Here is a 24,750-nt window from a genome sequence, read left to right as displayed (position 1 = left end):
GCCGGCCGCCCAGCCGCCCGGCCGCCCCAGCACCCAGCCTTCAGCGCCAGCCGTCCGCCGCCGCCCGGCGTCCGTGCCCGCTCAGGCCGACTCCGCCGTGCCCTCGGGGTCGAAGCCGGGGAGCCACGCGTTGAGCTCGTCGCGGAGCCGGACCGTCGCGCCGAGCTGGCACAGCACCCCGACGGTGCTGAGGGTGACGCGGTGGATCAGCAGATAGGAGGGCGGCAGATTGAGCTGCTTGCCGAGCTGGTGCGCGGGTGAGCGCGGGTCGGCGATCCGGGCCGCCTGGGCGCGCATCCACGCCCGGTCGAAGGTGAACTCCTCGCGCCCGGCCGGCTCGATGATCGGCCGCAGATAGTCCAGCACGGCCTCGGCGTCCAGCTTGATCGTCGGCTTCACGAAACCCTCCTGGCGGAGCATCGCGTAGACCTCGTCGGCGTCGCTCTCCAGGGCCAGCCGCAGGGCGGTGCCGATCGGCAGCGGCAGCCCCTCCGGCAGCCGGTCGACGGTGCCGAAGTCCAGCACGCCCAGCCGCCAGCCCTCGGCGGGCCCGTCGTCGACCAGCAGCCGGAAATTCCCCGGATGCGGATCGGCGTGCAGCAGCCCGGTGCGGGCGGGCCCGGCGAACAGGAAGTGCGCCAGGAGCTGCCCCGCGCGGTCCCGCATCTCCTGACTGCCCCCGGAGATCACCTCCGACATCGGCACGCCGTCCATCCACTCGGTGACCAGCACCTCGTCGGCCTGGTGCACCACATCCGGCACGTGGACGTCCGGGTCCTCGGCGAACTCCTCCGCGTGCGCGTGCTGCGCCCTGGCCTCCAGGGCGTAGTCCAGCTCCTCCTCGACCCGCTCGCGCAACTCCACCAGCAGCGGCTTCACGTCCACCCCCGGCACCAGCGGCCCGAACAGCCGTGCCACCCGGCCCAGTTGCGTCAAGTCGGACAGCAGCGCGTCGCCCGCCCCCGGATACTGGACCTTCACCGCCACCTTGCGCCCGTCGCTCCACACCGCCCGGTGCACCTGGCCGATCGACGCGGCGGCGGCCGGGGTGTCCTCGAATTCGCTGAACAGTGAGCGCCAGTCCTTGCCCAGCCGCTCCGCCAGCACCTTGTGCACGGTGCGGGCGGGCATCGGCGGGGCGGCCTCCTGGAGCTTGGTGAGCGCCGCCCGGTAGGGCCCGGCGATGTCCTCCGGCAGCGCCGACTCGAAGACCGACAGGGCCTGGCCGAACTTCATGGCCCCGCCCTTCAGCTCGCCGAGCACCTTGAAGAGCTGTTCCGCGGTCCGCTCCTGCAACTCGGTCGCGACCTCGTCGGCCGGTCTGCCCCCCAGCCGCTTTCCCAGTCCGAGCGTGGCCCGTCCGGCGAACCCGAGAGGGAGCGCCGCCAGCTTCGCGGTACGGGTCACAGCCTTGCGCGGAAGATCAGACATGCGCCCCTCATTTCCCGTCGGTCACATGGCCATTGTGCCCCCCGCCACCGGCGCCCCGTCCCAGCGAGCACCGGTTGTCGTCGGCTCCGCCGCTTTGCCCCCGTCTGCGTCGCCCCAGGTGTCCCGGCCGTCCCGCGCCCCGCGGGCGGTCCCGGCACCGCACCCGCAGCGGCTGTCACCGGGCAGCGCCCTGACCTTGGTGGTGAGCCGGGACAGCGACATCTCCACCCGGCCGCCTACCCCCGGCGCCACCCGTCCATCCAGGTGCGCCAGCACGTGTCCGGCCGCCAGCCCGGCCACCGAGGTGGCCAGCGCGATGTCGCAGGCGGGCACCGCGGGCTGCCGCCCCGACCTGAGCTGGGCCAGTATCCGGGGCCAGGCCGGGTCCTCGTCGGCCAGCCGCAGCCCCAGGCACTCCCCGCACGCCGTCCGCCCCGGCAGCACCAGCGGACCGACCACGCCCGTCCCCTCGACCACACCCGTGTAGAGATGCGGCACCCCGGAGGCGACCAGCCGCCGGGACTCGCCCGGATCCGGCGCCCAGGCGTCCAGCCCGTCCCTCGGCGCGATCACCACCACCGTGGCGCCGGGTCTGCCGCGCTCGCCCGGCGTCGTACGCGGCCCCGGCGCCGCCCGCCGTACCGCGCCACGGGCCGCCGCGTCCCGCCGGTCCCCGATGTGGTCGGCCGGGATGCCGCAGGGGCCGGTGTCCCACGGCTCGACGCGCCCGCTGTCCAGCACGTCCACCGAGCCCACCCCGGCCGCCGACAGCACCGAGGCCACGGCGGCGCCGACCCGCCCGGCCCCGTGCACCCGCACCCGTGCCGCCCTGCGGTGCCGTATCCGACCCGCCGCCCCGCCGGGACCCGGGTGGACCACCGAGAGCGCCGCCAGATCGGGTCTGAGCCGGTCCAGGGCCGCCGCCCGGTGCCGTACCGCCTCCGCCAGCGCGCCGTGCGCCGCCGCGTCGTCCAGCACGCCGCCCTCGGCGAGCAGCCCCAGCAGCCGTCTGACCTGCGCGGGCCCGAGGCCCAGCGCACCCGCGTCACGGGTCAGCGTGTCGGCGCCGCGCGTGCCGTCGAGCAGGTCGAGAAAACCGGCCGCCGCGCCGTCGACCGGCTCCAGCACCACCGCGTGCGCCGGGTCCACCCCGAACTGCACGCTCTCCCTGTCCCGCCAACTGCGGCGCAGCGCGCTCTTGAGCATGGGACGCATGACCGTCACCCCCGTCCATCCGTTCACTCGATCCACCGGGACGTCCACCAGGACGTCCGCAAGAAGGTCCACCGGGAGAGCCGCCCACCGGCCAGCCCGTCCCGTCCATCCGGCCCGCCCGGCGAAATTCCCCATTCCGACTTCCCTCGTCACTCTCCGTAAGCGACAGAACTCAGCATGCCATTTCCCGGCGAAACTCCCGGAGAGTTATCCACAGGTTGTGGGGGATAGTCGTTCAATATGCGTATGAAGCGAGGTGATTCCCATGCGAACCGGCCGGGAGACGGGACTTCCCGGACACGCAGCGGGTAACGTCGAAGGCGTGTCCGCCGATCCAGCGCGTAGCCTCTCCAGCCAGCCCGCAAGCGGCCTACGGACCAATGCGGTGGAAGTACGCCGCAGTGCCCGCAGGCGCCGAACGGTTTCGGCATATCGCGACGGCGACCGAACTGTCGTGCTGATTCCGGCCCGAATGTCGGCGGCCGAGGAGCAGCGCTGGGTGACCACGATGCTGGAGAAGCTGGCGGCGCAGGAGAGCCGCCGGATGCCCGGCGACGACGAGCTGGCCGCCCGCGCGGAACGGCTGTCCGAGCAGTATCTGCTCGGCCGGGCCGTGCCCGACACGGTCCGCTGGGTCACCAACCAGAATTCCCGCTGGGGCTCGTGCACGCCCTCCGAGGGCAGCATCCGCCTGTCGCACCGCCTCCAGGGGATGCCCGAGTACGTCATCGACTACGTGCTGCTGCACGAGCTGGCGCACCTGCTCGTGCCGGGACACGGCCCGAGCTTCTGGCGACTGCTGGAGAGCTATCCGCGCACCGAGCGCGCACGCGGCTTCCTGGAGGGCGTCGTGGCGGCCGACCGGCTGCCGCATCCGCCCGGTTCCCGCGAGGAATAGCCGCTGTCGGCACGACCGGTTAGCCTGTCGCCACGTCGGCGCGGCAGCACAAGCGCCGCATCGCGAGCGCAGCAATGAGGGGATGGGGGACGGTCGTATCCATGGCCAGGGAATTCCAGCGTGGCCACAAGGCCAAGATCAGTGATCTGACGGCGGGGACGGATCTGTATGTCGGTGTACAGATCTCCGGCCCCGGCCTGACCTTCGACATCAGTTGTTTCGGGCTCGACGACAAGGAACAACTGTCGGACGACCGTTACTTCATCTTCTTCAACCAGCCCAAGTCGCCCGAGGAGTCGATCCAGCTCCTCGGCGCGCAGTCCGGCGACACCGAGTCCTTCCGTGTCACTCTCGACCGCATACCGGCGAACGTGCACAAGTTGGCCTTCACCGCGACGATCGACGGCAACGGGCAGATGTCGCAGGTCGCCCCCGGTTATCTGCGGCTCGTCGCGGGCGGTGAGGAAGTCGCGCGGTACGCCTTCACCGGCGCGGAATTCACCACCGAACGCGCCGTGATGGTCGCGGACATCTATCTCAAGGACGTGTGGCGTTTCGCCGCCGTCGGCCAGGGCTTCGACGGCGGGCTCGACGCGCTGCTGCGGAATTTCGGCGGCGAGGTCGCCGAGGACGAGCCCGCCGCGCCCGAGCAGGCCGCGGCCCCCGGTTTCGCGCCGCCCGGCGCCGTACCCGGCTTCGCACCCCCGCCCGGCCCCGCGGCGGCCCCCGCTCCGGCCTTCGGAGCACCCGCGCCGGCCGCCCCCGTACCGCCCCCGGCTCCCGCGCCCGCCTTCGGCGCGCCTCCCGGCCCGCCCGCCGCGCCCGCGCCGCAGGGCTTCGCGCCGCCTCCCGGCAACCCCGGCCTCCACCAGGCGCCCACCATGGTCGCGCCCCTGACCGCGCCGCCCGGCCAGGCCCCGCCGGGACAGCCGCCCTTCGGCCAGGTCCCGCCGCCCGGCGCGCCCCCCGCCGCCCCCGGATTCGGCGGTCAGCCGCCCTTCGGCCAGGTGCCGGGCCAGCCGGGTCCCCCCGGCCCGCCCGGCGGCGGCTACGCGGCCCCCGCCGTCCCCGCGCAGAACGCGGGCCTCGCCGCCGCCATGCAGAAGTACCGCGAGACGCCCACCGGCCAGCGCTGGACGCAGCAGAATCCGAAGATGATGCGCGCCGACCTCGGCCAGGGCGGCGGCCAGCCGGTCCTCGCCCGGCAGGGCAGCATGGTGCTCTACCAGGGCAAAGTCGATTTCGGCTACAAGGGTGCCGGTTTCACCGGCCGCATCGTCGGCAACGCCACGGGCCAGGAGATGCAGCTCATGCGCTGCACCGGGGGCGGCCAGGTCTTCTTCGCGGAGAACGCCGCCTATCTGCACCCCATCGAGCTCCAGGGCGACGCCATCTGCGTCTCGGCGGAGAATGTGCTGGCCTTCGACGAATCCCTCCAGCACGAGGTGCGCAGGATCGAGGGCCACGGCATCCCCGGCGGCGCCCTGTTCACCATGCAGTTCCAGGGCACCGGCACGGTCATCGTGAAGACGCACGGCACCCCCGTGGTGCTGCCCGTCACCCCGACCACCTACGCGGACAGCAACGCGATCGTCGCCTGGTCGGCCGCCTCACAGGTGATCGTCTCCAGCCAGGTACGGCTGCGCAGGACCGCGTATCCCGGCCACAGCGGCGAGACCGTGAACCTCCAGTTCCGCGGCGCCCCCGGTAATTTCATCGTCGTCCAGCCCTACGAGGTGTGACCCGCCATGGACCAGCAGATGATCGCGGGCTACGCACCGGCACCGGTGGCCGCCCGGATGGAGAACCACGGCTCGTCGATGCTCAAGGTCGCCATGGTGACCGGCCAGGACCTCTTCGCGCGCACCGGCTCGATGGTCGCCTACGAGGGCTTCGTGCAGTACGAGCCCAACCCGCCCGCCGTACGGCAGATGGCCTCGGCCTGGCTGACCGGCGAGAGCGCCCCGCTGATGAAATGCAGCGGTGACGGCCTGCTCTACCTCGCCGACTACGGCGCCGACGTGGTCTGTCTCAATCTCAACAACGAGTCGGTCTCCGTCAACGGCACGAATCTGCTCGCCTTCGACGCGCACCTCACCTGGGGTGTCGAACGGGTCAAGGGGCTGGCCAAATTCGCCGGTCAGGGCCTGTTCAACGTCGGGGTCAGCGGTCAGGGCTGGGTCGCGGTGACCTCCCGCGGCACGCCGATCGTGGTCGACTGCGGCAGCGGCGCCGACGAGACCTACGTCGACCCGGACGCGCTCGTCGCCTGGTCGTCGGGGCTGAAGATGAAGGCCAAGCGCAGCTTCAGGGCCGGGGCGCTGATCGGCCGCGGCAGCGGGGAGGCCTTCCAGATCGCCTTCTCCGGCCAGGGCTTCGTGGTCGTCCAGCCCAGCGAGGACAGCACTGACCGTCTCCGGATCCGGGGCTGAGGGGGAGCGACACCATCATGCAGAGCCCGCTTTTCGCATTCACCGAGGTCCAGAACCAGGACCACTACACCCTGCAGAATTCCTACCTCCTGCGGGTCCGCCTCGACGGCAACACCGGCCCCGACTGCCTGGCCCGCAAGGGCTCGATGGTCGCCTACCAGGGCATGATCGAATTCGACGGCGAGTACCAGTCGCAGGGCCAGCGCGGCGCCCGCCGCCACACCGGCGAGGGCCTCGACCTGATGCGCTGCTCCGGGCAGGGCACCGTCTACCTCGCCAACCTCGCCCAGCAGATCCACATCCTGGACGTCGACCACGAGGGCCTGACCGTCGACAGCGCGTACGTCCTCGCGCTCGACTCCGGGCTGCACTGGGACGTGATCGCGGTGGACAGCCAGTTCGGCCTGTCCGGCACGGGCGCGTACAACCTCAACATCTCGGGGCAGGGCAAGGTCGCCCTGATGACGTCGGGCAAGCCGCTGCTGATGCCGGTCACGCCCGACAAGTACGTGTCCTGCGACGCGGACGCCGTCGTCGCCTGGTCGACCAGCCTGCGCGTCCAGATGCAGGCGCAGACCAGCAGCTCCTCCGTCTTCCGCCGCCGCGGCAACACCGGCGAGGGCTGGGAGCTGAACTTCGTCGGCCAGGGATACGTCCTGGTCCAGCCCAGCGAGCTGATGCCGCCGCAGAACGCGGTGATCGGCCAGGGCGTACGCGCCCAGTACGGCATGGGCCCGCAGGGCCACGGTCAGAACCAGGGCAACATCTGGTCCAACTGACCTCGCCGTACGAGAGCCGCCGACCTCGTCGTACGAACGCCGTGAAAAGCCGCACAAAAGAGGTGGCCGTTCAGGACCCGGGTCATGAACGGCCACCTCTTTCCGGCCCGTGTCAGGCGCTCCGCGTCAGCGCGCGTATCCGGCCCAGCAGCGCCTGTACGGAGCTGTCGGCGACCGCCGCGACCTCGTCGTAGCCGAACCAGCGCAGATCCAGCGACTCGTCGCTGATCGCCTCGACGGCGCCCTCGGGGGCGACGACCGCGTACTGCACGTCCAGATGCCACGCGCAGGGCGTACGGTGCCGGTCCAGAGCCACCGGCTCGGGCCGCAGCAGGCCGAGACCGGCGATCCCGGACTCCTCCGCGCTCTCCCGCAGCGCCGCCCCGGCCAGGGTGGTGTCCTGCGGCTCGCAGTGGCCGCCGGTCTGGAGCCACATGCGCAGCTTGGCGTGCAGCGTCAGCAGGGCGCGCTCGCGCGGCGGGTCGACCACCAGCGCGCTCGCCGTGATGTGCCCGTCGGCGCACGCCTTCCACATGCCGTCGGGATACGCAGCCAGGTGCGCCAGATACTCCTCGCGCAGCCGCTCCTGCCCCTCGTCGGGCGCACTCCATCGCTCCAGGACGCCGACCGCGTCCGCGTGCAGAAGGCTCACTTGCCGGAGTCGCCGTCCTCGTCGGGGTTCTCGCCCTTGTCGGCCGCGTCGCCGGGCGCCTCGGGCTTGCGGTCGCCGCCGCTCGCGGCCTCGCCGAGCATCTTGTCCAGCTCGGAGAAGTCGACGCCCTCGCTGTGCACGAAGCCGTCCGGGTCGTCCAGGTCGGCGGCGGTCGGCAGCATGTCGGGGTGCGCCCACAGGCCGTCGCGGCCGTCGACACCGCGGGCGTCGGTCAGCGAGGCCCACAGCCGGGAGGCGTCCCGCAGCCTGCGGGGCCGCAGCTCAAGACCGATCAGGGTGGCGAAGGTCTGCTCGGCGGGACCGCCGGTGGCGCGGCGGCGGCGCAGCGTCTCGCGCAGCGCGCCCGCGGACGGCAGGTGCGGGGCGGCGGCCTCGTGCACGACCGCGTCCACCCAGCCCTCGACGAGCGCGAGGGCCGTCTCCAGCCGGGCCAGCGCCGCCTTCTGCGCCGGGGTGTCCTCGGGCTGGAACATGCCCTGCTGAAGCGCTTCCTGAAGCTGCTCGGGCTGCGAGGGGTCGAGCTGCCCCACCGCCTCCTCCAGCCGCGCGGTGTCGACCTTGATCCCGCGCGCGTAACCCTCCACGGCGCCGAACAGATGCGCGCGCAGCCACGGCACGTGCGCGAAGAGCCGCTGGTGGGCGCTCTCGCGCAGCGCCAGGTAGAGCCGCACCTCCTCCTGCGGGACGCCCAGGCCCTCGCCGAAGGCGGTCACATTCGCGGGGAGCAGCGCCGCCTTGCCCGCCGGGCCCAGGGGCAGGCCGACATCGGTGGAGCCGACGACCTCACCGGCCAGGGTGCCGAGCGCCTGCCCGATCTGGGAGCCGAACATCGCGCCGCCCATCGAGCGCATCATCCCGATCAGCGGGCCGGACATGGCCTGCATCTCCTCGGGCAGCACATCGCCCATCGCCCCGGCGACGCGCTCGGCGACCGGGTCGACCAGTTCCTTCCACACCGGAAGCGTCGCCTCGACCCACTCCGCGCGGCTCCAGGCCACCGCGGAGCCGGACCCGGACGGCAGCGAGGTGGCGCTGTCCAGCCACAGATCCGCCAGCCGTACGGCCTCCTCGACCCACGAGCGGTCGGCGCGGCCGACGGTCGCGTCCTTGACGCCGTCCTGGGTGCCCTGGGCGACCGTCTGGCGGGCGATGTCCTTGGCCATGTCCCAGTTCACCGGGCCGCCGTCGTAGGACAGCATCTGGCCGAGCTGCTGGAAGGCGGCCCCCAGGTCGTTGGGGTTGAGCGAGCCGAACATCGCCGCGAACGGGTTGTCGCCGGCGGCGCCGCCGCCGACGCCACCGAAGCCGAACGGGTTCGGCGCTCCGCCCTGGCCCCCTTCGCCCTTGTTCTTCCGGCCGTCGTCCCCGTCCTCGGGCTCCTCGGGAGGGACGCCGAATCCGAATGGGTTGTCACTCACGGGATTCCTCGGCTCTGTGTTGTGATGGGCTGGGGTTGTGTCGGGCTCGGTGTACGGGCAGTACCTCCAGCCTAGACACGTGTCAGGCAGGATGGCTGCGTACCGACGTCACGCCGATGGCGTGCGCCAGCCGCACCCGTACTTGAAACAACCGTGGGAGACACCCGGTGAGTTCCCCAGAAGGACACGTTCGCCCAGAGCGGAGCGCGGGCAGGGCCGCGTCCGGACCGGTGGTCGCGATCACCGGCGCCGCGTCCGGCGTGGGCCGCCAGCTGGCGCTCAGGCTCGTGGAATCCGACCAGGTCAAGAAGGTCGTGGCGATCGACGAACGGCGCGGTGACGTGCCCGGTGCGACCTGGCGGGTGCTCGACGTGCGGGACCCGGTCATCGCCGACAAATTGCGCGGCGCGGACGTCGTCGTCCACCTCGCGCTCGACCTGGACCTGGAATCCGACGCCAAGGCGCGGTCCGCGTTCAATGTGCGCGGTACGCAGACCGTACTGACCGCCGCCGCTGCCGCGGGCGTGCACCGTGTGGTGCTGTGCACCTCGGCGATGGTCTACGGCGCCCAGGCCGACAACGACGTGCCGCTCGCCGAGGACGCCCCGCTGCGGGCCACCTCGGAGGCCAGCTTCGTGGACGACCTGCTGGAGATCGAACGGCTCGGCCGCCGTGCCCCGCGCGCCCACCCCGGCCTCAATGTGACGGTTCTGCGCCCGGCCGTCCTGGTCGGCGGCACGGACACCGCGCTGACCCGCTACTTCGAGTCGCCGCGGCTGCTGGTGGTGGCGGGCAGCAGGCCGTGCTGGCAGTTCTGCCACGTCGAGGACCTGGTGTCGGCGCTGGAGTACGCCGTCCTGGAGAAGGTCGACGGCGAGATGGCGGTGGGCTGCGACGGCTGGCTGGAGCAGGAGGAGATCGAGGAGCTGACCGGAATCCGGCGCATGGAGCTGCCCGCGGCCATCGCCTTCGGCGCCGCCGCCCGGCTGCACCGCCTCGGCCTGACCCCGTCGCCCGCGGGGGACCTCGCGTACACGATGCACCCGTGGGTGGTCAGCGGCAGCCGCCTGCACGAGGCGGGCTGGCGCCCGCAGTGGTCCAACGAGGAGGTGCTGGCCGAGCTGCTCGCCGAGGTCGAGGGCCGCAATTCGCTCGCGGGCCGCAGGCTCGGCCGCAAGGACGCCACGACGCTGGGCGCGGCGGGTGCCACGGTCGCGCTGGTCGGTACGGCGGCGCTGGTGCGCAGGGCCCGCAAGCGGCGCGGCCTCTAGATCCGATAGATCCGAAGGCGTGTCCGTCGCCCCGCGGCGGTGGAAGCCGCTTTCCGTATCGCGGGCATATGAGGCAGCATGTGCCGCATGGCATCCACGCACGGCGAACACGCCGCCCCCGCCGACCGCGCCCGGGCCGCCGACGGTCCGATCCGGCTGCTCGCGATCCGCGACACCCCGCTGTCGCTGGACGAGGTCTTCGCCTCGGTCGGCGACGACGCGGCCGGCGGCACGGCGCTGTTCGTCGGGACGGTACGCGACCACGACGGCGGTTCGGCCGCCGAGGTCACCGGTCTGGCGTACTCGGCGCACCCCAGCGCGGAGGCCGAACTGCGCGGGATCGCCGAGAAGATCGCCGCCGACTACCCGGTACGCGCGCTGGCCGCCGTCCACCGGGTGGGTGAACTGCGGGTCGGCGACATCGCGGTGATCGTCGCCGTCTCCTGCCCGCACCGCGGCGAGGCGTTCGAGGCCAGCCGCCGCTTCATCGACGACCTCAAGAGCGAGGTCCCGATCTGGAAGCACCAGACGTTCACCGACGGCACCGAGGAATGGGTCGGCGTCTAGGGCCTGTCCGGCGGATCGTGAGCGACGCGCGGGGGCGTAACCCCGTACCCCACCGGGCCGTTGGTGCACAGAGCGGTTAATCTGCTCATACGTCCGTTTTGGTGTACATGGGGTCGGGAGTTCGACGTGGCAGCACTCGCTTGGTTGCTCATTCCGCTGGTCGCCGCGGTGTTCGCCGCGGTCTGGGCACGCTGGGCGTCGCACACCCGCACCACCGGGGACGGCGCGTCGCTCGCCGGGTACGAGCGGTTCCGGCAGGCCATGCAGGCCGAGTCGGCGGAGAAGCCGGACACCGAGACGGTCTGAGGACCGGGCACCGGGACGGTCTGAGGACCGGGCACCGGGACGGTCTGAGGACCGGGCACCGGGACGGCAGAACAGGCGCCGCACGGCCGCGTACCCGTCCGGACTCACCCCGCGGGCCGGTTGTCCGGCGGTTCCCGTAGGGTCGTGCCATGCCACGCCGCACCGCGACGCTGCTCGCCTCGACACTGACGCTGATAGCGCTGCTGTGCATCGCGCTGCTGGCTCCCGCACCGTACTCGGAGATGTCGCCGGGACCGACGGTGAACACGCTCGGGAGCTACGACGGCGAAATGGTCATCCAGATCGGCGGCCACAAGACGTACGCGACGTCGGGTCACCTCAACATGACCACCGTGCGGGTCACCGGCGCCGACTACTCCATGAACCTGGTGGAGTCCCTGCTCGGCTGGGCGCGGCGGGACGACAAGGTCGTGGAGCACGACACGCTGTACCCGAAGGGGCAGACGGCCCAGGAGGCCGACCAGCAGAACGCCGAGGAGTTCAGCCAGTCACAGGACAGCGCCAAGTACGCGGCGCTGACCTCGCTGAAGATCCCCGTGCCCTCGCGGGTGATCGTGGCGGCCGTCGTCAGCGGCGGGGCGTCCGAGGGCGAACTGCACGCGGGCGATGTGATCAAGGCCGTCGACGGCACCGCGATCACCAAGGCCGACCAGGTCGCGGGCCTGGTCACCAAGCACAAGCCGGGCGAGAAGGTGGTCTTCACGATCATCCCGGCCGCCGACGCGAAGAAGAAGCTGGACACCACGCGGAAGGTGACCATCACCACCCGCGCCTCGGACGACGGCGGCCCGTCGCGCGCCGTGGTCGGCATCCAGGCGGGCGTCGAGCACCTGTACCCGTTCACCATCGACATCAAGCTCGCCGACGTCGGCGGACCCAGCGCGGGCATGATGTTCGCGCTCGGCATCATCGACAAGCTGACGCCCGACGACCTGACCGGCGGCAAATTCGTCGCGGGCACCGGCACCATCGACGACAACGGCAAGGTCGGGCCGATCGGCGGCATCAGCCTGAAGACGATCGGCGCGCGCGACAAGGGCGCGCAGTTCTTCCTCACCCCGGCCGACAACTGCGAAGAGGCCGCCAAGAGCATCCCCTCGGGCCTCACCCTGGTGAAGGTGAAGACCCTCGACGACGCCTTGGCGGCGCTGAAGGACATCAAGTCGGGCAACGACGCGGCGCTGCCGAGCTGCAAGAGCTGAGACCGGCTCAGTCCCGGTCCGCTCAGACCCGGTCAGCTCAGGTCGGTTCAGCCCGGCGGCGCCACCGGGCGCTCAGACCTCGAAGGTCGCCGACAGCGCCTCCGCCAGACCCGGCACCAGATCGGAACCGGTCAGCACCTCGGTCGGCGTGTCCTTGGCCCGCAGCCGTACGGCCGACTCCCGCGCGCCGTCCCGCAGCACCGCGACCGTCATCCGCACCTCCTGGCGCTGCGGGTGCGCCGCCACCCACGTGGCCAGCGACGCGTCGTCCAGGCCCTCGGGAATGGCCGCCTCGGCGGCGGGCGGCAGCATCAGCCGCTCCACGGTCAGCGCGCAGCCCGCGATCGCCTCGGGCCACGCGATCGTCGCCAGGAACTCGTCGAGCGCCGTGCCGGACGGCAGCTCGTCCTGCTCGATCGGGGTCAGCGACCCCGTCTCGTTCGTCTCGGTCAGGCCGAGTTGATCGGCGAGGCCGGGTTCCTGCGTACGGAGCTGCGCGGTGTCGACAAGGGCGAACAGCCGTGCGGGCCGGTCCCAGCCGAGGCCGGACGCGTACTCGTCGATTTCCAGTACGGCACGGGTCAGCGGGCTCGCCGCGAGCGGTGCACCATCGGTCGCATTGTTGGACATGGTCAGTATCCTGCCTCTTCCCTTGCCGGAATCGGGAACCGGCCAAAGCGTAGGTAAGTTGCACCAGTGGGAGTCCGACCCGGGACACCCCAGAAATACGGACAATTCGAGGTGCGCACCTTGGTATTCGAGATGCCGGACCGCGGCGGAGGATCGTCGGGGCCACGGATCAGAGTCGGCCGCCCATCCCGGCGGACCCGGACGTTGCTCATCACGATCGGCGTGCTCGCCGGTCTGATGATCGCGTTCGTGATCTTCGCGGGATTCTGGACCGACTGGCTCTGGTACCGATCGGTTCACTACTCGTCGGTCTTCACCACCACGCTCTGGACCAAGGTCGGTCTGTTCTTCGTCTTCGGCCTGCTGATGGCCGGAGCGGTCGGCGTGAACATCTATCTGGCACACCGGCTCCGCCCGCCGCTCAGCGCGATGTCGCTGGAGCAGCAGAGCCTCGACCGCTACCGGATGGGTCTCGCGCCGTACAAGAAGTGGGTGCTCCTCGGGGTCTGCGCGGTGGTCGGGCTCATCGCCGGCGGATCGGCCTCGGGGCAGTGGCGGCTGTGGCTGCTGTGGACGAACGCCACGAAGTTCAACGTCAAGGACCCGCAGTTCCACAAGGACGTGTCCTTCTACGCCTTCGACCTGCCCTGGTACCGCTTCCTGCTGAGCTTCGGCTTCGCGGCCGTGGTGCTCTCGCTGGTCGCCGCCGCCCTGGTGCACTACCTGTACGGCGGGCTGCGGATCACCTCGCCCGGCGGCCGGGCCACGGCCGCCGCCACCGGGCATCTGTCGGTCCTGCTGGGCATCTTCATCTCGCTCAAGGCGGTCGCCTACTGGCTGGACCGCTACGGCCTCGCGGTGAAGTCCAGCGGCTTCAAGGCCACCGACAACTGGACCGGTCTGCGGTACGTGGACGCGAACGCGTATCTGCCCGCCAAAACGATCCTGTTCTGCATCGCGGTGATCTGCGCGCTGCTGTTCTTCGCGACCCTCTGGCGCCGCACCTGGTCGCTGCCGATGATCGGCTTCGGCCTGATGGTGCTCTCGGCGATCCTGATCGGCGGCCTCTACCCGGCCATCGTGCAGAAGTTCCAGGTGCAGCCGAACGAGGCGGCCAAGGAAGCGCCGTACATCCAGAAGAACATCGATGCCACGCGGGCCGCGTACGGCATCAAGGACAGCCAGGTGAAGCCGTACAGCGGCACCAGCGAGTCCAGTACGGAAAAGCTGCGGGCCGACGCGGACACCACGGCGAGCGTGCGCGTGCTGGACCCGAACGTGGTCTCGCCCACGTACCAGCAGTTGCAGCAGACGCGGGGCTACTACGCCTTCCCCTCCACGCTCGACGTCGACCGCTACAGCGACGCCAAGGGCAAGGAGCAGGACACGGTCGTCGGCCTGCGCGAGCTGAACATCAACGGCATCCCCGAGAACAACTGGATCAACGACCACTTCAAGTACACCCACGGCTACGGCATCGTCGCCGCCAAGGGCACCGATGTGTCCAGTGACGGCTCACCGGCCTTCACCGAGAAGGACCTGCCGACCACCGGCCAGCTCGGCACGTACGAGCAGCGGGTCTACTACGGCGAGCGGACGACGCAGTACTCGATCGTCGGCGGTCCGACCCAGGAGATCGACTACACCGACGCGGGCGGCGAGAAGCCGTTCACGTACACCGGCAAGAGCGGCGTGGACCTGTCCAACCCGCTGACGCGGGCGGCGTACGCGGTGCAGTTCGGCGAGCCGCAGATCCTGTACTCGGGGGCGATCGGCAAGGGCTCGAAGATCCTCTACAACCGCACTCCCAAGGAGCGGGTGGAGTCGGTCGCGCCCTGGCTGACCATCGACGGCGACCCGTATCCGGCCGTGGTCAACGGCCAGGTGGAGTGGATCGTCGACGCCTACACCACCACCAACGGCTATCCGTACGCGTCGCGCACCACGCTCGGCGACACCACGACCGACTCGCTCACCGACGACCAGCGGTCCGTCATCGCGCAGCAGAATCAGGTCAACTACATCCGCAACTCGGTCAAGGCGACCGTGAACGCGTACACCGGTGAGGTCACGCTCTACCAGTGGGACACCCAGGACCCGGTGCTCAAGACGTGGATGAAGGCGTTCCCGCACACGGTGCAGCCGAAGGACAAGATCAGCGCCGAGCTGATGGACCACCTGCGCTACCCGCAGGACCTGTTCAAGGTGCAGCGGCAACTGCTCACCAAGTACCACGTCACCAAGGCGTCCACCTTCTACACCGGCAGTGAGGTGTGGGAGGTCCCGGACGACCCGGCCGCCCAGACGGGCAAGGCGGTGCCGCCGTACTACCTGAGTCTGAAGATGCCCGACCAGTCGGAGCAGGCGTTCTCGCTGACGTCCACCTTCACGCCGAACGACCGCTCCAACCTGAGCGCGTTCATGGCGGTGAACGCCGACGCGTCCAGCAAGGACTACGGCACGATCAGAGTGCTGCAACTGCCGCCGAACACCACGGTCGACGGGCCCAAACAGGTGCAGGCCAAGCTCAACTCCGACAACAAGGTCGCGCCGCAGATCAACCAGCTCAAACGGGCGGGCGCGGACACCACCGTGGAGTACGGCAATCTGCTCACCGTGCCGATGGACGGCGGGCTGATGTACGTGGAGCCGGTGTACGTACGCGGCGCGGGCAACAACTACCCGCTGATGAAGAGCGTGGTGGTGCTCTTCGGCGACCGGATCGGCTTCCAGCCCACGCTGAAGGCCGCGCTGGACGAGGTGTTCGGCCCCGACGGCGAGTCGACGACGAAGCCGCCGCCGGACGACACCACGCAGCCGCCGACGACGACCAGCCCGCCGACCACCAGCCCACCGGGCGACGCGACGCTGGAGCAGGCCCTGACGGACGCTCAGAAGGCGTACGACGACGGTCAGGCGGCGCTGAAGAAGGGCGACTGGCAGGCGTACGGCGAGGCGCAGAAGAAGCTCTCCGAGGCGCTGAAGCAGGCGCGGGAGGCGGAGAAGGCGGCCAAGGGGACATAAGACGGGGCCGATCGACCTGATGGGTCGACAAGCGGGCTGATCGGGTGACACTCCGCGTCGTGGTACGGTGAGGACACAACGACGCGGGGTGGAGCAGCTCGGTAGCTCGCTGGGCTCATAACCCAGAGGTCGCAGGTTCAAATCCTGTCCCCGCTACTGTACGAAGAGGGCCAAAGTCAACTGACTTTGGCCCTCTTCACTTATATGGGGGATGTTCGGCGAACGGGGTTTCGCAAGCCGCCTTGTCGGGAAGTCGACAAACCGCTGAAGTGACCAATCGGGTTGCGGTATACCAGGTGTACGGCGGTAGTGGACGGTGCGACGATGGACCTCATGGGGGATGGTGCAAGACTGCTGAACACTCGTCAGATCCACGAACGGCGTGGTTCTACGGGCGATGTCGACATGTCGACCGAAAGGTTGGCCCAGGAGTCGGCTTCGACGCCCGTGACCGCGTCCGCGACCGTGCCCGTCACCGCGACCGCGCTGCTGCCCGCACCGCGTCCGTCGGCTGAGCAGCCCGCGTCCGCCGAACTCACCGCGTCCACCGGGACGGTGGCCACCCGGTCCCTGGGGCCCGTCGCGGCCCCGGCCCCGGCTGCCGGGCTCAACGACCTGCCCGGGCTTCCCGAACCGACCGACGAGGACGGACTCGCACTCCGCGAGGAGGCCGAGATCGAGGCGCGCCACCGGCACGCCGCCGACCTCGGCGACCCGTACGCCATGAGCGCGCTCGGCACGCTGCTGCTGCGCCGCGGCGACCTCGACGGCGCGGAGCCGTACCTGCGCGCCGCCGTCACGCACGGGGACCGCGCCGCCGCCAACAACCTGGCCCTGCTGCTGCACCAGCGCGGTTATGCCGACGAGGCGGCCGACTGGTGGCGGACCGCCGCCGTGGCGGGCTCCGCGCCCGCCGCGCACGCGCTGGGCCGGCACTACCGCGAGCGCGGCGACGAGCCCGCGGCCGAGTACTGGCTGCGGCAGGCCGCCGAGTCCGGCCACACGCTGGGCGCGTACGCGCTGGCCGACCTGCTCGACCACCGGCGCGAGAGCGGCGCCGAGCGCTGGTTCCGCGCCGCGGCCGAGCACGGCCACCGCGAGGCCGCGTACCGCCTCGCCCGGATATGCGCCGCGCGCGGCCAGAACCACGAGGCCGAGCAGTGGTACCGGCAGGCCGCCGCGCGCCGCCACCGGCGGGCCGCGCTGCGCCTGGGCACGCTCCTGGAGGAGCGCGGCGAGCAGGCGGAGGCGGGCCGCTGGTATCTGACGGCCGCCAGGGACGGCGAGGCGCGGGCCGCCTGCGCGCTGGCGTTCCTGCTGCGCGACGCGGGCGACATCGACCAGGCCGCCACCTGGTGGCGGCGCGCCGCCCAGGCGGGCGACGGCCAGGCCGCCAACGCGCTCGGCGCGCTGCACGCCCAGGAGGGCGAGACGCAGACCGCCGAGCGCTGGTACCGCACGGCCCTGGACGCGGGCGACATCAACGGCGCCTACAACCTCGGCCTGCTCTGCGCGGGCCAGAGCCGCAACGTCCAGGCCGAGCAGTGGTACCGCAAGGCCGCGTACGCCGGGCACCGCGAGGCCGCCAACGCGCTGGCCGTGCTGCTGCTCCAGCGCGGCGACGCGATGGGCGCCGAGCCGTGGTTCTCCAAGGCCGCGGAGGCGGGCAGCATCGACGCCGCCTTCAACCTCGGCATCCTGCACGCCGGGCGCGAGGAGGCCGACACCGCGCGCGCCTGGTACGAGCGGGCCGCCGCCGCCGGGCACGCCGAGGCCGCCCTCCAGGTGGCCATCGCGCTCCAGCGCGACGGCGACCACCACGCCGCCGAGCGGCACCTGCGGTGCGCCGCGGGCGGCGGCAGCCCGGAGGCCGCCTTCCGGCTCGGCGCGCTCCTGGAGCGCAGGCAGCGCGAGCGGGACGAGGGCGACGCGGGCGCGGAGGCCACGGGCAGCGTCGAGGCCGAGGAGTGGTACGAGCGGGCCGCCCGGCAGGGGCACCGCCGCGCCCAGGTACGGCTCGGCATGTGCGCCGCCAAGCGCGGGGACGTGGTGGACGCGGCGCACTGGTACCGGCAGGCCGCCGAGGCCGGTTCGCGCAACGGGGCCTTCAACCTCGGGCTGCTGCTGGCCCGCGAGGGCGCCGAGCCCGAGGCCGCCCTGTGGTGGACGCGGGCCGCGGACGCCGGGCACGGCCGCGCCGCCCTGCGGATGGCGCTGCTCTCCGCCCGGCGCGGCGAGCTGGCCGAGGCGCAGCACTGGTGCTCCCGCGCGGTCACCTACGGGCCCGCCGAGGTCGCCGAGCGCGCGGCCCGGCTGACCGCCGCGGTCAAGCACGAGCTGACCGCGTGAGCCGACGGTCGTCAGCGGCGGTTGACCAGGTCATCCGTACGGTTCCTGACCGTTTCCGGCTGAGGGGCGCCCCGCCCGGGGCACCCCTCAGCCGGAATGGCCACCCGCTCCGACGGCCGCCCGCCTATGGATTTGCGCTGGTCAGGAACGCTGGTCTACAGTGAGGGCACAACGACGCGGGGTGGAGCAGCTCGGTAGCTCGCTGGGCTCATAACCCAGAGGTCGCAGGTTCAAATCCTGTCCCCGCTACGAAAAGAGAAGGCCCGGAAGCCATTGGCTTCCGGGCCTTCTTCCTGTGCGACACCGGTCGTCGGCCGGGCTCCGGGGCCGGGTCGCTGGGCGCTGCGCGCGCGGCGGCACCGCGCGCTTTCTCTTAGTCTCCTTGTGCGGGCTTCTTATTCGGGCAAAGACCCGCCGAACCGTCTTGGGCGCGGCACCTTCGCGCGCGATCCTGGTCGGGTACGACGGGCGAGGAGGCGGGATTGCTGCGCAGGCGGCGAGGGCGATCCGAGGCGGGTGTCACCGTGGTGGACACGGGACGCTGGCAGCGCTGGTGCGAGGCCGCGCTCGGCGGGCGTCGCGAGGACGCGGTGACCTTGCTCGCGGGCCTGCGCGCCGTCGTCGAGGACGGACCGCCGTACGACAGGGCCGCCGCGCTCGCCGCGCTCGGCGACGCTCCCGCGGACCTCCTGCTGCTGCTCGACCGGCACGCCAGGCCCTGGCACGGCGGCGGCGCCCACCGCTGGGCCGCCGGCGGCCACGCCGGTGTCGATCCGCTGCGTCTGCTGCTGGCCTCGCTCGACGAGGACGGCCGGGTGCGGGCCGGGGCCGTCGAGAGCCTGGCCGGGTGCGGCGGGCCGCTGGCCGTGGCCGCGCTCGCCCTGCGGACGGTCGACTGGGTGCCGGAGGTGAGCGAGCGCGCCACCGCCGCCCTGGTGGCCCGCAACGCGCCGGACGAGGTGGCCGCGGCCGTCCGCGTCCTGCTCAGGCTCGGCGGCAGGCGCCGGGCGGGCGGGCTGCTCGCCTCGTACCGCGCGGTGCTGAGCGAGCCTCCGCACCGCCGCGCCGTGCGGGCGCTGGCCGCCGACTCCGACCCGCTGGCCCGCCGCTTCGGCGTCGAACTCGCCCTGGACCTCGGCAGTTACGTCCGCGGCGACCTGCTGCGGACCGCGCTGCACGACCGCGACCAGGTCTGCCGCAGGCTCTGCGCGCAGCGGCTGCTGGAGCTCGACCCCGACCAGGCGGGCCGGTTGATGTGGGCGCGCGGCGCGGGCGTACGGGAGCTGGCGGTGGCCGCGCTGCCCGGCGACGTGCCCGCCACGCGGCTGGTCGCGCCGCTGGCCGACCGGGCCCGGATGGTACGGGCGCAGGCCCGTTGGCAGTTGTACCGGCGCGGGGAGCCGCCCGCCGACGTCTACCGCAGACAGCTCCGCAAGGTCGGCAGGACGACCGCGCCCCGGCTCGTCGCGGGACTGGCGGCCGGTCTCGGGGAGTGCGGGGACGCCTCCGACGCGGCGCTGCTGACGCGGCTGCTCGGACCCCGCGAGCGCGATCATGCCGAGAACTGGCCGCCGATGGTGCGCAGGGCCGCCGCCCGCGCGATCGGGCGGCTGGCCAAGCCCGCCGAACTGGTCGGCCTGCTCGGCCCGTTGGCGACCGACCCCGATCCGGGCGTGGCGCGCGAGGTGTTCGAGGCGCTGGCCCGGGTGCCGGCCGATGTCCCGGTGGAGACCCTGTGGGTCGGCAGGACCCGTACGGAACCGGCCGTACGCAGGGCCGCCGAGCGGATCGGCGGCAGGGCCTGCGAGCGGATCGTGCCTACGAGCAGTCCGGGCACAGTCCCCGGTAGGTGACCTCGGCCGCCTGGACCGCGAAGCCGAAGCGTTCGGTCGGGGGGAGGGCCGCGAGCGGGTCGCCGTGCGGGTGGACGTCGCGGATGGTGCCGCAGCGGGAGCAGACCAGGTGCTGGTGCGGCCGGTGCGCGTTGGGGTCGTAGCGCTTGGCGCGGCCGTCGGTGGCGACCTCGATGATCTCGCCGATGCTCACCATCTCGCCCAGCGTGTTGTACACGGTGGCGCGGGAGATCTCCGGCAGCCGTGCGATGGCACGCGCGTGCACCTCGTCGGCGGTGAGATGGACATGGTCGCCGTCGAGGACCTCCGCCACCACGCGCCGCTGGGCGGTCAGCCGCCAGCCGCGTTCGCGCAGTCGTTCCAGCAGGTCGCTCATGCGAGCCAGGGTAACAGCGGGGCAACCTGGATCGAAAGGGTCTGTTCCTGACCCCCATCCTCTATTGGCTCTCTTCTTGACTTAGACATTGTCCAGAGTAGGATCGGCTCCGGCGCGAGCCGATGGGCATGCCGGGGGACCGGACGATCTGGAGGAGAAGCACGTGACGGTTCAGGAGACGGGTCCGCTGACCACGAGTGCGCTGACCACGGAGGCCGGGGCGCCGGTCGCGGACAACCAGAACAGCGAGACGGCGGGCCTCGGCGGCCCGGTGCTCGTCCAGAGCCAGCACCTGCTGGAGAAGCTCGCGCACTTCAACCGCGAGCGCATCCCGGAGCGGGTCGTGCACGCGCGCGGCGCCGGTGCGTACGGCACCTTCACGCTGACCCGTGACGTCTCGCGCTGGACGCGGGCGAAGTTCCTGTCCGAGGTCGGCAAGCGGACCGAGACGTTCCTGCGCTTCTCCACCGTCGCGGGCAACCTCGGCTCGGCTGACGCCGTCCGCGACCCGCGCGGCTTCGCGCTGAAGTTCTACACCGAGGAGGGCAACTACGACCTCGTCGGCAACAACACCCCGGTGTTCTTCATCAAGGACGCCCTGAAGTTCCCCGACTTCATCCACACCCAGAAGCGCGACCCGTACACCGGCTCCCAGGAGGCGGACAACGTCTGGGACTTCTGGGGGCTCAGCCCGGAGTCGACACACCAGGTGACCTGGCTCTTCGGCGACCGCGGCATCCCGGCCAGCTACCGGCACATGAACGGCTACGGCTCGCACACCTACCAGTGGAACAACGAGGCCGGAGAGGTCTTCTGGGTCAAGTACCACTTCAAGACCGACCAGGGGATCAGGAACCTCGCCACCGGGGAGGCCGTGCGCGTCTCGGGCATGGACCCCGACTCCCACCAGCGCGACCTGCGCGAGGCGATCGAGCGCGGCGCGTTCCCGTCCTGGACCGTGCAGGTGCAGATCATGCCCGCGGCGGACGCGGCCACGTACCGCTTCAACCCGTTCGACCTCACCAAGGTGTGGCCGCACGCGGACTACCCGCCGGTCGAGATCGGCAGGCTGGAGCTGAACCGCAACCCGGAGAACGTCTTCGCCGAGGTCGAGCAGTCGGTCTTCAGCCCCGCGCACTTCGTGCCCGGCATCGGCCCGTCCCCGGACAAGATGCTCCAGGGCCGCCTGTTCGCGTACGGCGACGCGCACCGCTACCGGGTCGGCGTCAACGCCGACCACCTGCCGGTCAACCGTCCGCACGCCACCGAGGCGCGGACGCACAGCAGGGACGGCGCCCTCTACGACGGCCGCCACCAGGGTGCCAAGAACTACGAGCCGAACAGCTTCGGCGGCCCGGCCGAGACCGGCCGGCCGCTGTGGGAGCCCGTCGAGGTGTCCGGCGCGACCCGGTACTCCGCCGCGCCCGCGCACGCCGAGGACGACGACTTCGGGCAGGCGGGCACCCTGTACCGGCTCATGTCCGAGGACGAGAAGACCCGGCTGATCGACAACCTGGCGGGCTTCATCGCCAAGGTCTCCCGCGAGGACGTCGTCGAGCGCGCCGTCGACAACTTCCGCCGCGCGGACCCCGACTACGGCAAGCGACTGGAGGCAGCGGTCCAGGCCCTCCGCACCTGACCCGTCGCTCGCCGTTGGCCGAAGAGGCCGGACGCCAAAGGGCTCCGGCCTCTTCGGCGCGTCCGCGTGCGGAACCGAAGGCGCGTGTGTGCCGTTCCGAAGCCGAGCGTGCCGGCCGTTCCGAAAAGCGGTTACGCGCTGGTCAGGGCGGTCGCGGTCGGTGTCGTGGCCGGCGACGCGGACGGCGACGCGGACGGTGTCGCGGGCCGCTGCGCGGACCAGCAGCGGATGATGTCGCGGACGGAGACCACGCCGATCGGATCGCGGCCCTCAAGGACGACCAGGTGACGGAAACCGCCGTGCAGCATGGCGGCGGCGGCCTCGTCGAGGGTCCACTGCGGGGCGGCGAAGACGACATCGGTCGTGGTGTGGGCGTGGGCGAGTTCGCGGTCGGGGCTGAGACCGTCCCCGATCGCGTCGAGGACGTCGCGCTCGGTGAGGATGCCGAGACCGCAGGTGTCGGTGTCGAGGACTATGGCCGCGCCGACTCGGCGGGCGGACATCAACTGGGCGGCCTGGCGGAGGGTGTGGGCGGGGCCGATGGTGAGTACCACCGTGCTCATCGCGTCGCGGACCAGCATGGGACGGGCACCTCCTTGTGTGAAGCCCTCACACGGGACCGCCGTCCGGCGAGCCGGGAGACGCTCGCGTGAACGGTTTCACAAGTTCACAAGCGGGGGCACCTTCATAGTCACACGCCCCCGGAGGACCGGCAAGGGGGCGCGCGAAGCTCCCGCCGCGAGGTGACCCGCCGCCGCGCGCGGCTCGCGCCGCGCCGCTCCGACCTGCTAGGCGACGCCGTCCGAACCGCCCACGTACCCCAGCAGCTCCTCGTGCAGCAGGCCGTTGGAGGCCGCCGCGTTCCCGCCGAAGGGGCCCGGCTCGCCGTCGAGCGAGGTGAAGCGGCCACCGGCCTCGCGCACGATCACGTCGTTGGCCGCCATGTCCCACGTGCTCAGCTCGGGCTCCGCGCAGATGTCCACCGAACCCTCGGCGACCATCATGTACGGCCAGAAGTCGCCGTAGCCGCGGGTGCGCCAGACATCGCGCGACAGGCGCAGGAAGCCGTCGAGCCGCCCCCGCTCCTCCCAGCCGCTCAGCGAGGAGTACGCGAAGGACGCGTCCTCCAGCCGGCTCACGCCCGAGACGTGCAGCCGGGTCGCCGACGACAGGCTGCGGCCGGTGTACGCGCCGTCGCCCTTCGCCGCCCACCAGCGGCGGCCGAGCGCGGGCGCGGAGACCACGCCGACCACGCTCTCGTCGCCCTGCTCGCCGCGGACCATCAGCGCGATCAGGGTCGCCCACACCGGAACGCCGCGCACATAGTTCTTGGTGCCGTCGATCGGGTCGATCACCCAGCGGCGCGGCCCCGCGCCCTGGCTGCCGTACTCCTCGCCGAGCACCGCGTCCCGCGGGCGCGCCCGCGCCAACTGGCCCCGGATCAGCTCCTCGGCCGCCTTGTCCGCCTCGCTCACCGGCGTCAGGTCGGGCTTGGTCTCGACCTTGAGGTCGAGCGCCTTGAAGCGGGCCATGGTCGCGGCGTCGGCGGCATCGGCCAGCACGTGGGCCAGGCGCAGATCGTCGTTGAATTCGGGCATAAGCCGAACAGTAGCGATCTCGCCTGGTCCCGGTCATCTCCGCCCTGCGCGCAACCTTGACAGACCAGGACAGCGCGTCAATTCTTTCCGCACGGCCGCTGTCCGCGCCATCGCGCGGACACCTCGTGGCGCCTTGGAGGCAATGATGCCTACAGCGCGGGAATCGCTCCTGGACGCGGCGTTCGCCGCGCTCGGCGACCGGCCCTGGGAAGCCGTACGGATGGTCGAGGTCGCGGCGGCGGCCGGGGTGTCGCGGCAGACCCTCTACAACGAGTTCAGCAGCAAGGAAGGGCTCGCGCGCGCCCTCGCCCGGCGCGAGACCGAGGGCTATCTGGCCGGTGTCGACCGCGAGTTGGCCGCCGCGGGCCGGGTCGGCGCCGACGCGGGGGAGTGCTTCGCGGGCGCCGCGGGCTGGACCCTGCGGTCCGCCCGGCGCAGCCCGGTGGTCGCCGCAGCCCTCACCGGCGCCGAGGGCGGCCTGGTCGAATCCCTCAAGGCCCGTACGGTCGACGCGCTCGTCCGCGGCTACCCGCGGCTGCGGCCCCAGGACATCGGATGGGCCTGCGAGGCGGCGATCCGGCTCACCCTGTCGTACGTGATCGCGCCCGCCGCCAGTGACGAGGAGGCGTGTCTGCGGGTGGCGCAGCTCGTCCGCAGCCTGCTGTCGTGGCCCGCGACGGGGGAGGAGCCGTAGCGGGCCACGGTCCGCGCGGGCGCCGCCCGTGAACCGTCAGTGCGCCGAGCCGGAGATCTGGAGGCCGATGACGCCCGCGATCACCAACGAGATGGACACGATCTTCAGCGTGGAGACGACGTCGCCGAGGAAGATCATGCCGTAGATCGCGGTGCCCGCCGCGCCGATGCCGGTCCAGACGGCGTACGCCGGGCCGACGTCCAGCTTCTTCAGCGACAGCGTCAGCAGACCGAAGGAGCCCAGCGCGAACAGGGCGAAGGCGATGGTCGGCCAGATACGGGTGAAGCCGTGCGACAGCTTGAGGCAGACCGCGAACCCCGTCTCAAGGATGCCTGCGACCACCACGAGCAGCCAGGCCATCGGGTGCCTCCCGT

General features: G+C 71.8%; 22 protein-coding genes and 2 tRNA genes. 15 read left to right on the top strand and 9 right to left on the bottom strand.

The window, feature by feature from the left end; genetic code table 11:
- Positions 1 to 81: 81 nt before the first annotated feature.
- Positions 82 to 1,431 (bottom strand): AarF/ABC1/UbiB kinase family protein, encoded by a 1,350-nt coding sequence (locus ACIOC1_RS07350; protein ID WP_355348681.1) that lies wholly within the window; start codon positions 1,429 to 1,431, stop codon positions 82 to 84.
- Positions 1,432 to 1,452: 21 nt separating this feature from the next.
- Complete coding sequence (locus tag ACIOC1_RS07345) at positions 1,453 to 2,646, bottom strand: ThiF family adenylyltransferase (RefSeq protein ID WP_401852497.1); 1,194 nt, start codon at positions 2,644 to 2,646, stop codon at positions 1,453 to 1,455.
- A 265-nt stretch (positions 2,647 to 2,911) separates the two neighbouring features.
- On the opposite strand from ACIOC1_RS07345, the gene ACIOC1_RS07340 reads away from it, so the two are divergent.
- The 4 genes from ACIOC1_RS07340 to ACIOC1_RS07325 all read left to right on the top strand — a co-directional run bounded on the left by ACIOC1_RS07340 (position 2,912) and on the right by ACIOC1_RS07325 (position 6,755).
- Entirely contained in the window at positions 2,912 to 3,544 is a 633-nt protein-coding gene (locus ACIOC1_RS07340) for a M48 family metallopeptidase (protein WP_355348687.1), read from the top strand.
- Between the two features lie 101 nt (positions 3,545 to 3,645).
- A complete protein-coding gene (locus ACIOC1_RS07335) occupies positions 3,646 to 5,286 on the top strand; it encodes a TerD family protein (protein WP_355348690.1) in 1,641 nt (546 codons plus the stop codon).
- Positions 5,287 to 5,292: 6 nt separating this feature from the next.
- Positions 5,293 to 5,976, top strand: coding sequence for an AIM24 family protein (locus tag ACIOC1_RS07330; RefSeq protein ID WP_188285752.1), 684 nt, complete (start codon positions 5,293 to 5,295; stop codon positions 5,974 to 5,976).
- 17 nt (positions 5,977 to 5,993) lie between these two features.
- Positions 5,994 to 6,755 carry an AIM24 family protein gene (locus ACIOC1_RS07325; protein WP_355348694.1) on the top strand — a complete coding sequence of 254 codons (762 nt, stop codon included), beginning with the start codon at positions 5,994 to 5,996 and terminating at the stop codon, positions 6,753 to 6,755.
- A gap of 112 nt (positions 6,756 to 6,867) precedes the next feature.
- Here the strand turns inward: ACIOC1_RS07325 and ACIOC1_RS07320 are convergent, their stop codons facing one another.
- Together ACIOC1_RS07320 and ACIOC1_RS07315 are read right to left on the bottom strand one after the other, a co-directional pair.
- Positions 6,868 to 7,407 (bottom strand): NUDIX domain-containing protein, encoded by a 540-nt coding sequence (locus ACIOC1_RS07320; protein WP_391044330.1) that lies wholly within the window; start codon positions 7,405 to 7,407, stop codon positions 6,868 to 6,870.
- Complete coding sequence (locus ACIOC1_RS07315) at positions 7,404 to 8,846, bottom strand: zinc-dependent metalloprotease (RefSeq protein ID WP_355347395.1); 1,443 nt, start codon at positions 8,844 to 8,846, stop codon at positions 7,404 to 7,406. The genes ACIOC1_RS07320 and ACIOC1_RS07315 overlap by 4 nt, the downstream gene beginning before the upstream one ends.
- A 167-nt stretch (positions 8,847 to 9,013) precedes the next feature.
- On the opposite strand from ACIOC1_RS07315, the gene ACIOC1_RS07310 reads away from it, so the two are divergent.
- The 4 genes from ACIOC1_RS07310 (at position 9,014) to ACIOC1_RS07295 (ending at position 12,213) form a co-directional block, all read left to right on the top strand.
- Positions 9,014 to 10,117: an SDR family oxidoreductase gene (locus ACIOC1_RS07310; protein ID WP_355347392.1), complete on the top strand. Its 1,104-nt coding sequence runs from the start codon at positions 9,014 to 9,016 to the stop codon at positions 10,115 to 10,117.
- Between the two features lie 87 nt (positions 10,118 to 10,204).
- Positions 10,205 to 10,684: a molybdenum cofactor biosynthesis protein MoaE gene (locus ACIOC1_RS07305; protein WP_355347389.1), complete on the top strand. Its 480-nt coding sequence runs from the start codon at positions 10,205 to 10,207 to the stop codon at positions 10,682 to 10,684.
- 126 nt (positions 10,685 to 10,810) lie between these two features.
- Positions 10,811 to 10,990 carry a hypothetical protein gene (locus tag ACIOC1_RS07300; protein WP_355347386.1) on the top strand — a complete coding sequence of 60 codons (180 nt, stop codon included), beginning with the start codon at positions 10,811 to 10,813 and terminating at the stop codon, positions 10,988 to 10,990.
- Positions 10,991 to 11,139: 149 nt separating this feature from the next.
- Positions 11,140 to 12,213, top strand: coding sequence for a S16 family serine protease (locus ACIOC1_RS07295; RefSeq protein WP_355347383.1), 1,074 nt, complete (start codon positions 11,140 to 11,142; stop codon positions 12,211 to 12,213).
- 72 nt (positions 12,214 to 12,285) lie between these two features.
- Here the strand turns inward: ACIOC1_RS07295 and ACIOC1_RS07290 are convergent, their stop codons facing one another.
- The gene (locus tag ACIOC1_RS07290) at positions 12,286 to 12,843 is read right to left on the bottom strand and encodes a PPA1309 family protein (protein ID WP_401852491.1); all 558 of its coding nucleotides are present in this window, start codon (positions 12,841 to 12,843) and stop codon (positions 12,286 to 12,288) included.
- A 132-nt stretch (positions 12,844 to 12,975) separates the two neighbouring features.
- Here ACIOC1_RS07290 and ACIOC1_RS07285 point away from each other — a divergent pair, with 132 nt between their 5' ends.
- From ACIOC1_RS07285 to ACIOC1_RS07265, 5 genes are all read left to right on the top strand, one after another.
- Entirely contained in the window at positions 12,976 to 15,867 is a 2,892-nt protein-coding gene (locus tag ACIOC1_RS07285; RefSeq protein WP_355347431.1) for a UPF0182 family protein, read from the top strand.
- 82 nt (positions 15,868 to 15,949) lie between these two features.
- Positions 15,950 to 16,023, top strand: a tRNA-Met gene (locus tag ACIOC1_RS07280).
- 249 nt (positions 16,024 to 16,272) lie between these two features.
- Positions 16,273 to 18,216 (top strand): tetratricopeptide repeat protein, encoded by a 1,944-nt coding sequence (locus tag ACIOC1_RS07275; RefSeq protein ID WP_401852488.1) that lies wholly within the window; start codon positions 16,273 to 16,275, stop codon positions 18,214 to 18,216.
- Between the two features lie 175 nt (positions 18,217 to 18,391).
- A tRNA-Met gene (locus ACIOC1_RS07270) sits at positions 18,392 to 18,465 on the top strand.
- Between the two features lie 275 nt (positions 18,466 to 18,740).
- Complete coding sequence (locus tag ACIOC1_RS07265; protein WP_401306515.1) at positions 18,741 to 20,069, top strand: HEAT repeat domain-containing protein; 1,329 nt, start codon at positions 18,741 to 18,743, stop codon at positions 20,067 to 20,069.
- Here the strand turns inward: ACIOC1_RS07265 and ACIOC1_RS07260 are convergent.
- Positions 20,035 to 20,445 (bottom strand): Fur family transcriptional regulator, encoded by a 411-nt coding sequence (locus ACIOC1_RS07260; RefSeq protein ID WP_355347371.1) that lies wholly within the window; start codon positions 20,443 to 20,445, stop codon positions 20,035 to 20,037. The two genes, ACIOC1_RS07265 and ACIOC1_RS07260, sit on opposite strands and share 35 nt — an antisense overlap.
- 187 nt (positions 20,446 to 20,632) lie before the next feature.
- Between ACIOC1_RS07260 and ACIOC1_RS07255 the strand changes: the two genes are divergently transcribed.
- Complete coding sequence (locus ACIOC1_RS07255) at positions 20,633 to 22,084, top strand: catalase (protein WP_391044803.1); 1,452 nt, start codon at positions 20,633 to 20,635, stop codon at positions 22,082 to 22,084.
- Positions 22,085 to 22,215: 131 nt separating this feature from the next.
- On the opposite strand, the gene ACIOC1_RS07250 is transcribed toward ACIOC1_RS07255, so the two are convergent.
- Both ACIOC1_RS07250 and hisN read right to left on the bottom strand, forming a co-directional pair.
- Complete coding sequence (locus ACIOC1_RS07250; protein WP_401852485.1) at positions 22,216 to 22,665, bottom strand: cyclic nucleotide-binding/CBS domain-containing protein; 450 nt, start codon at positions 22,663 to 22,665, stop codon at positions 22,216 to 22,218.
- A gap of 207 nt (positions 22,666 to 22,872) precedes the next feature.
- Positions 22,873 to 23,682, bottom strand: a complete 810-nt coding sequence (hisN, locus tag ACIOC1_RS07245; RefSeq protein ID WP_355347365.1) for a histidinol-phosphatase — start codon at positions 23,680 to 23,682, stop codon at positions 22,873 to 22,875.
- A gap of 145 nt (positions 23,683 to 23,827) precedes the next feature.
- Here hisN and ACIOC1_RS07240 point away from each other — a divergent pair, with 145 nt between their 5' ends.
- The gene (locus ACIOC1_RS07240; protein WP_355347362.1) at positions 23,828 to 24,376 is read left to right on the top strand and encodes a TetR family transcriptional regulator; all 549 of its coding nucleotides are present in this window, start codon (positions 23,828 to 23,830) and stop codon (positions 24,374 to 24,376) included.
- 36 nt (positions 24,377 to 24,412) lie between these two features.
- Here ACIOC1_RS07240 and ACIOC1_RS07235 read toward each other — a convergent pair whose 3' ends face one another.
- On the bottom strand, positions 24,413 to 24,736 hold the full coding sequence (locus tag ACIOC1_RS07235) for a multidrug efflux SMR transporter (protein ID WP_355347359.1): 324 nt from the start codon (positions 24,734 to 24,736) through the stop codon (positions 24,413 to 24,415).
- Between the last annotated feature and the right edge of the window lie 14 nt (positions 24,737 to 24,750).

This window comes from Streptomyces sp. NPDC088197, assembly GCF_044741185.1.
Classification (GTDB): Bacteria; Actinomycetota; Actinomycetes; order Streptomycetales; family Streptomycetaceae; genus Actinacidiphila.
This window is presented reverse-complemented; position numbering and strand designations above follow the sequence as displayed.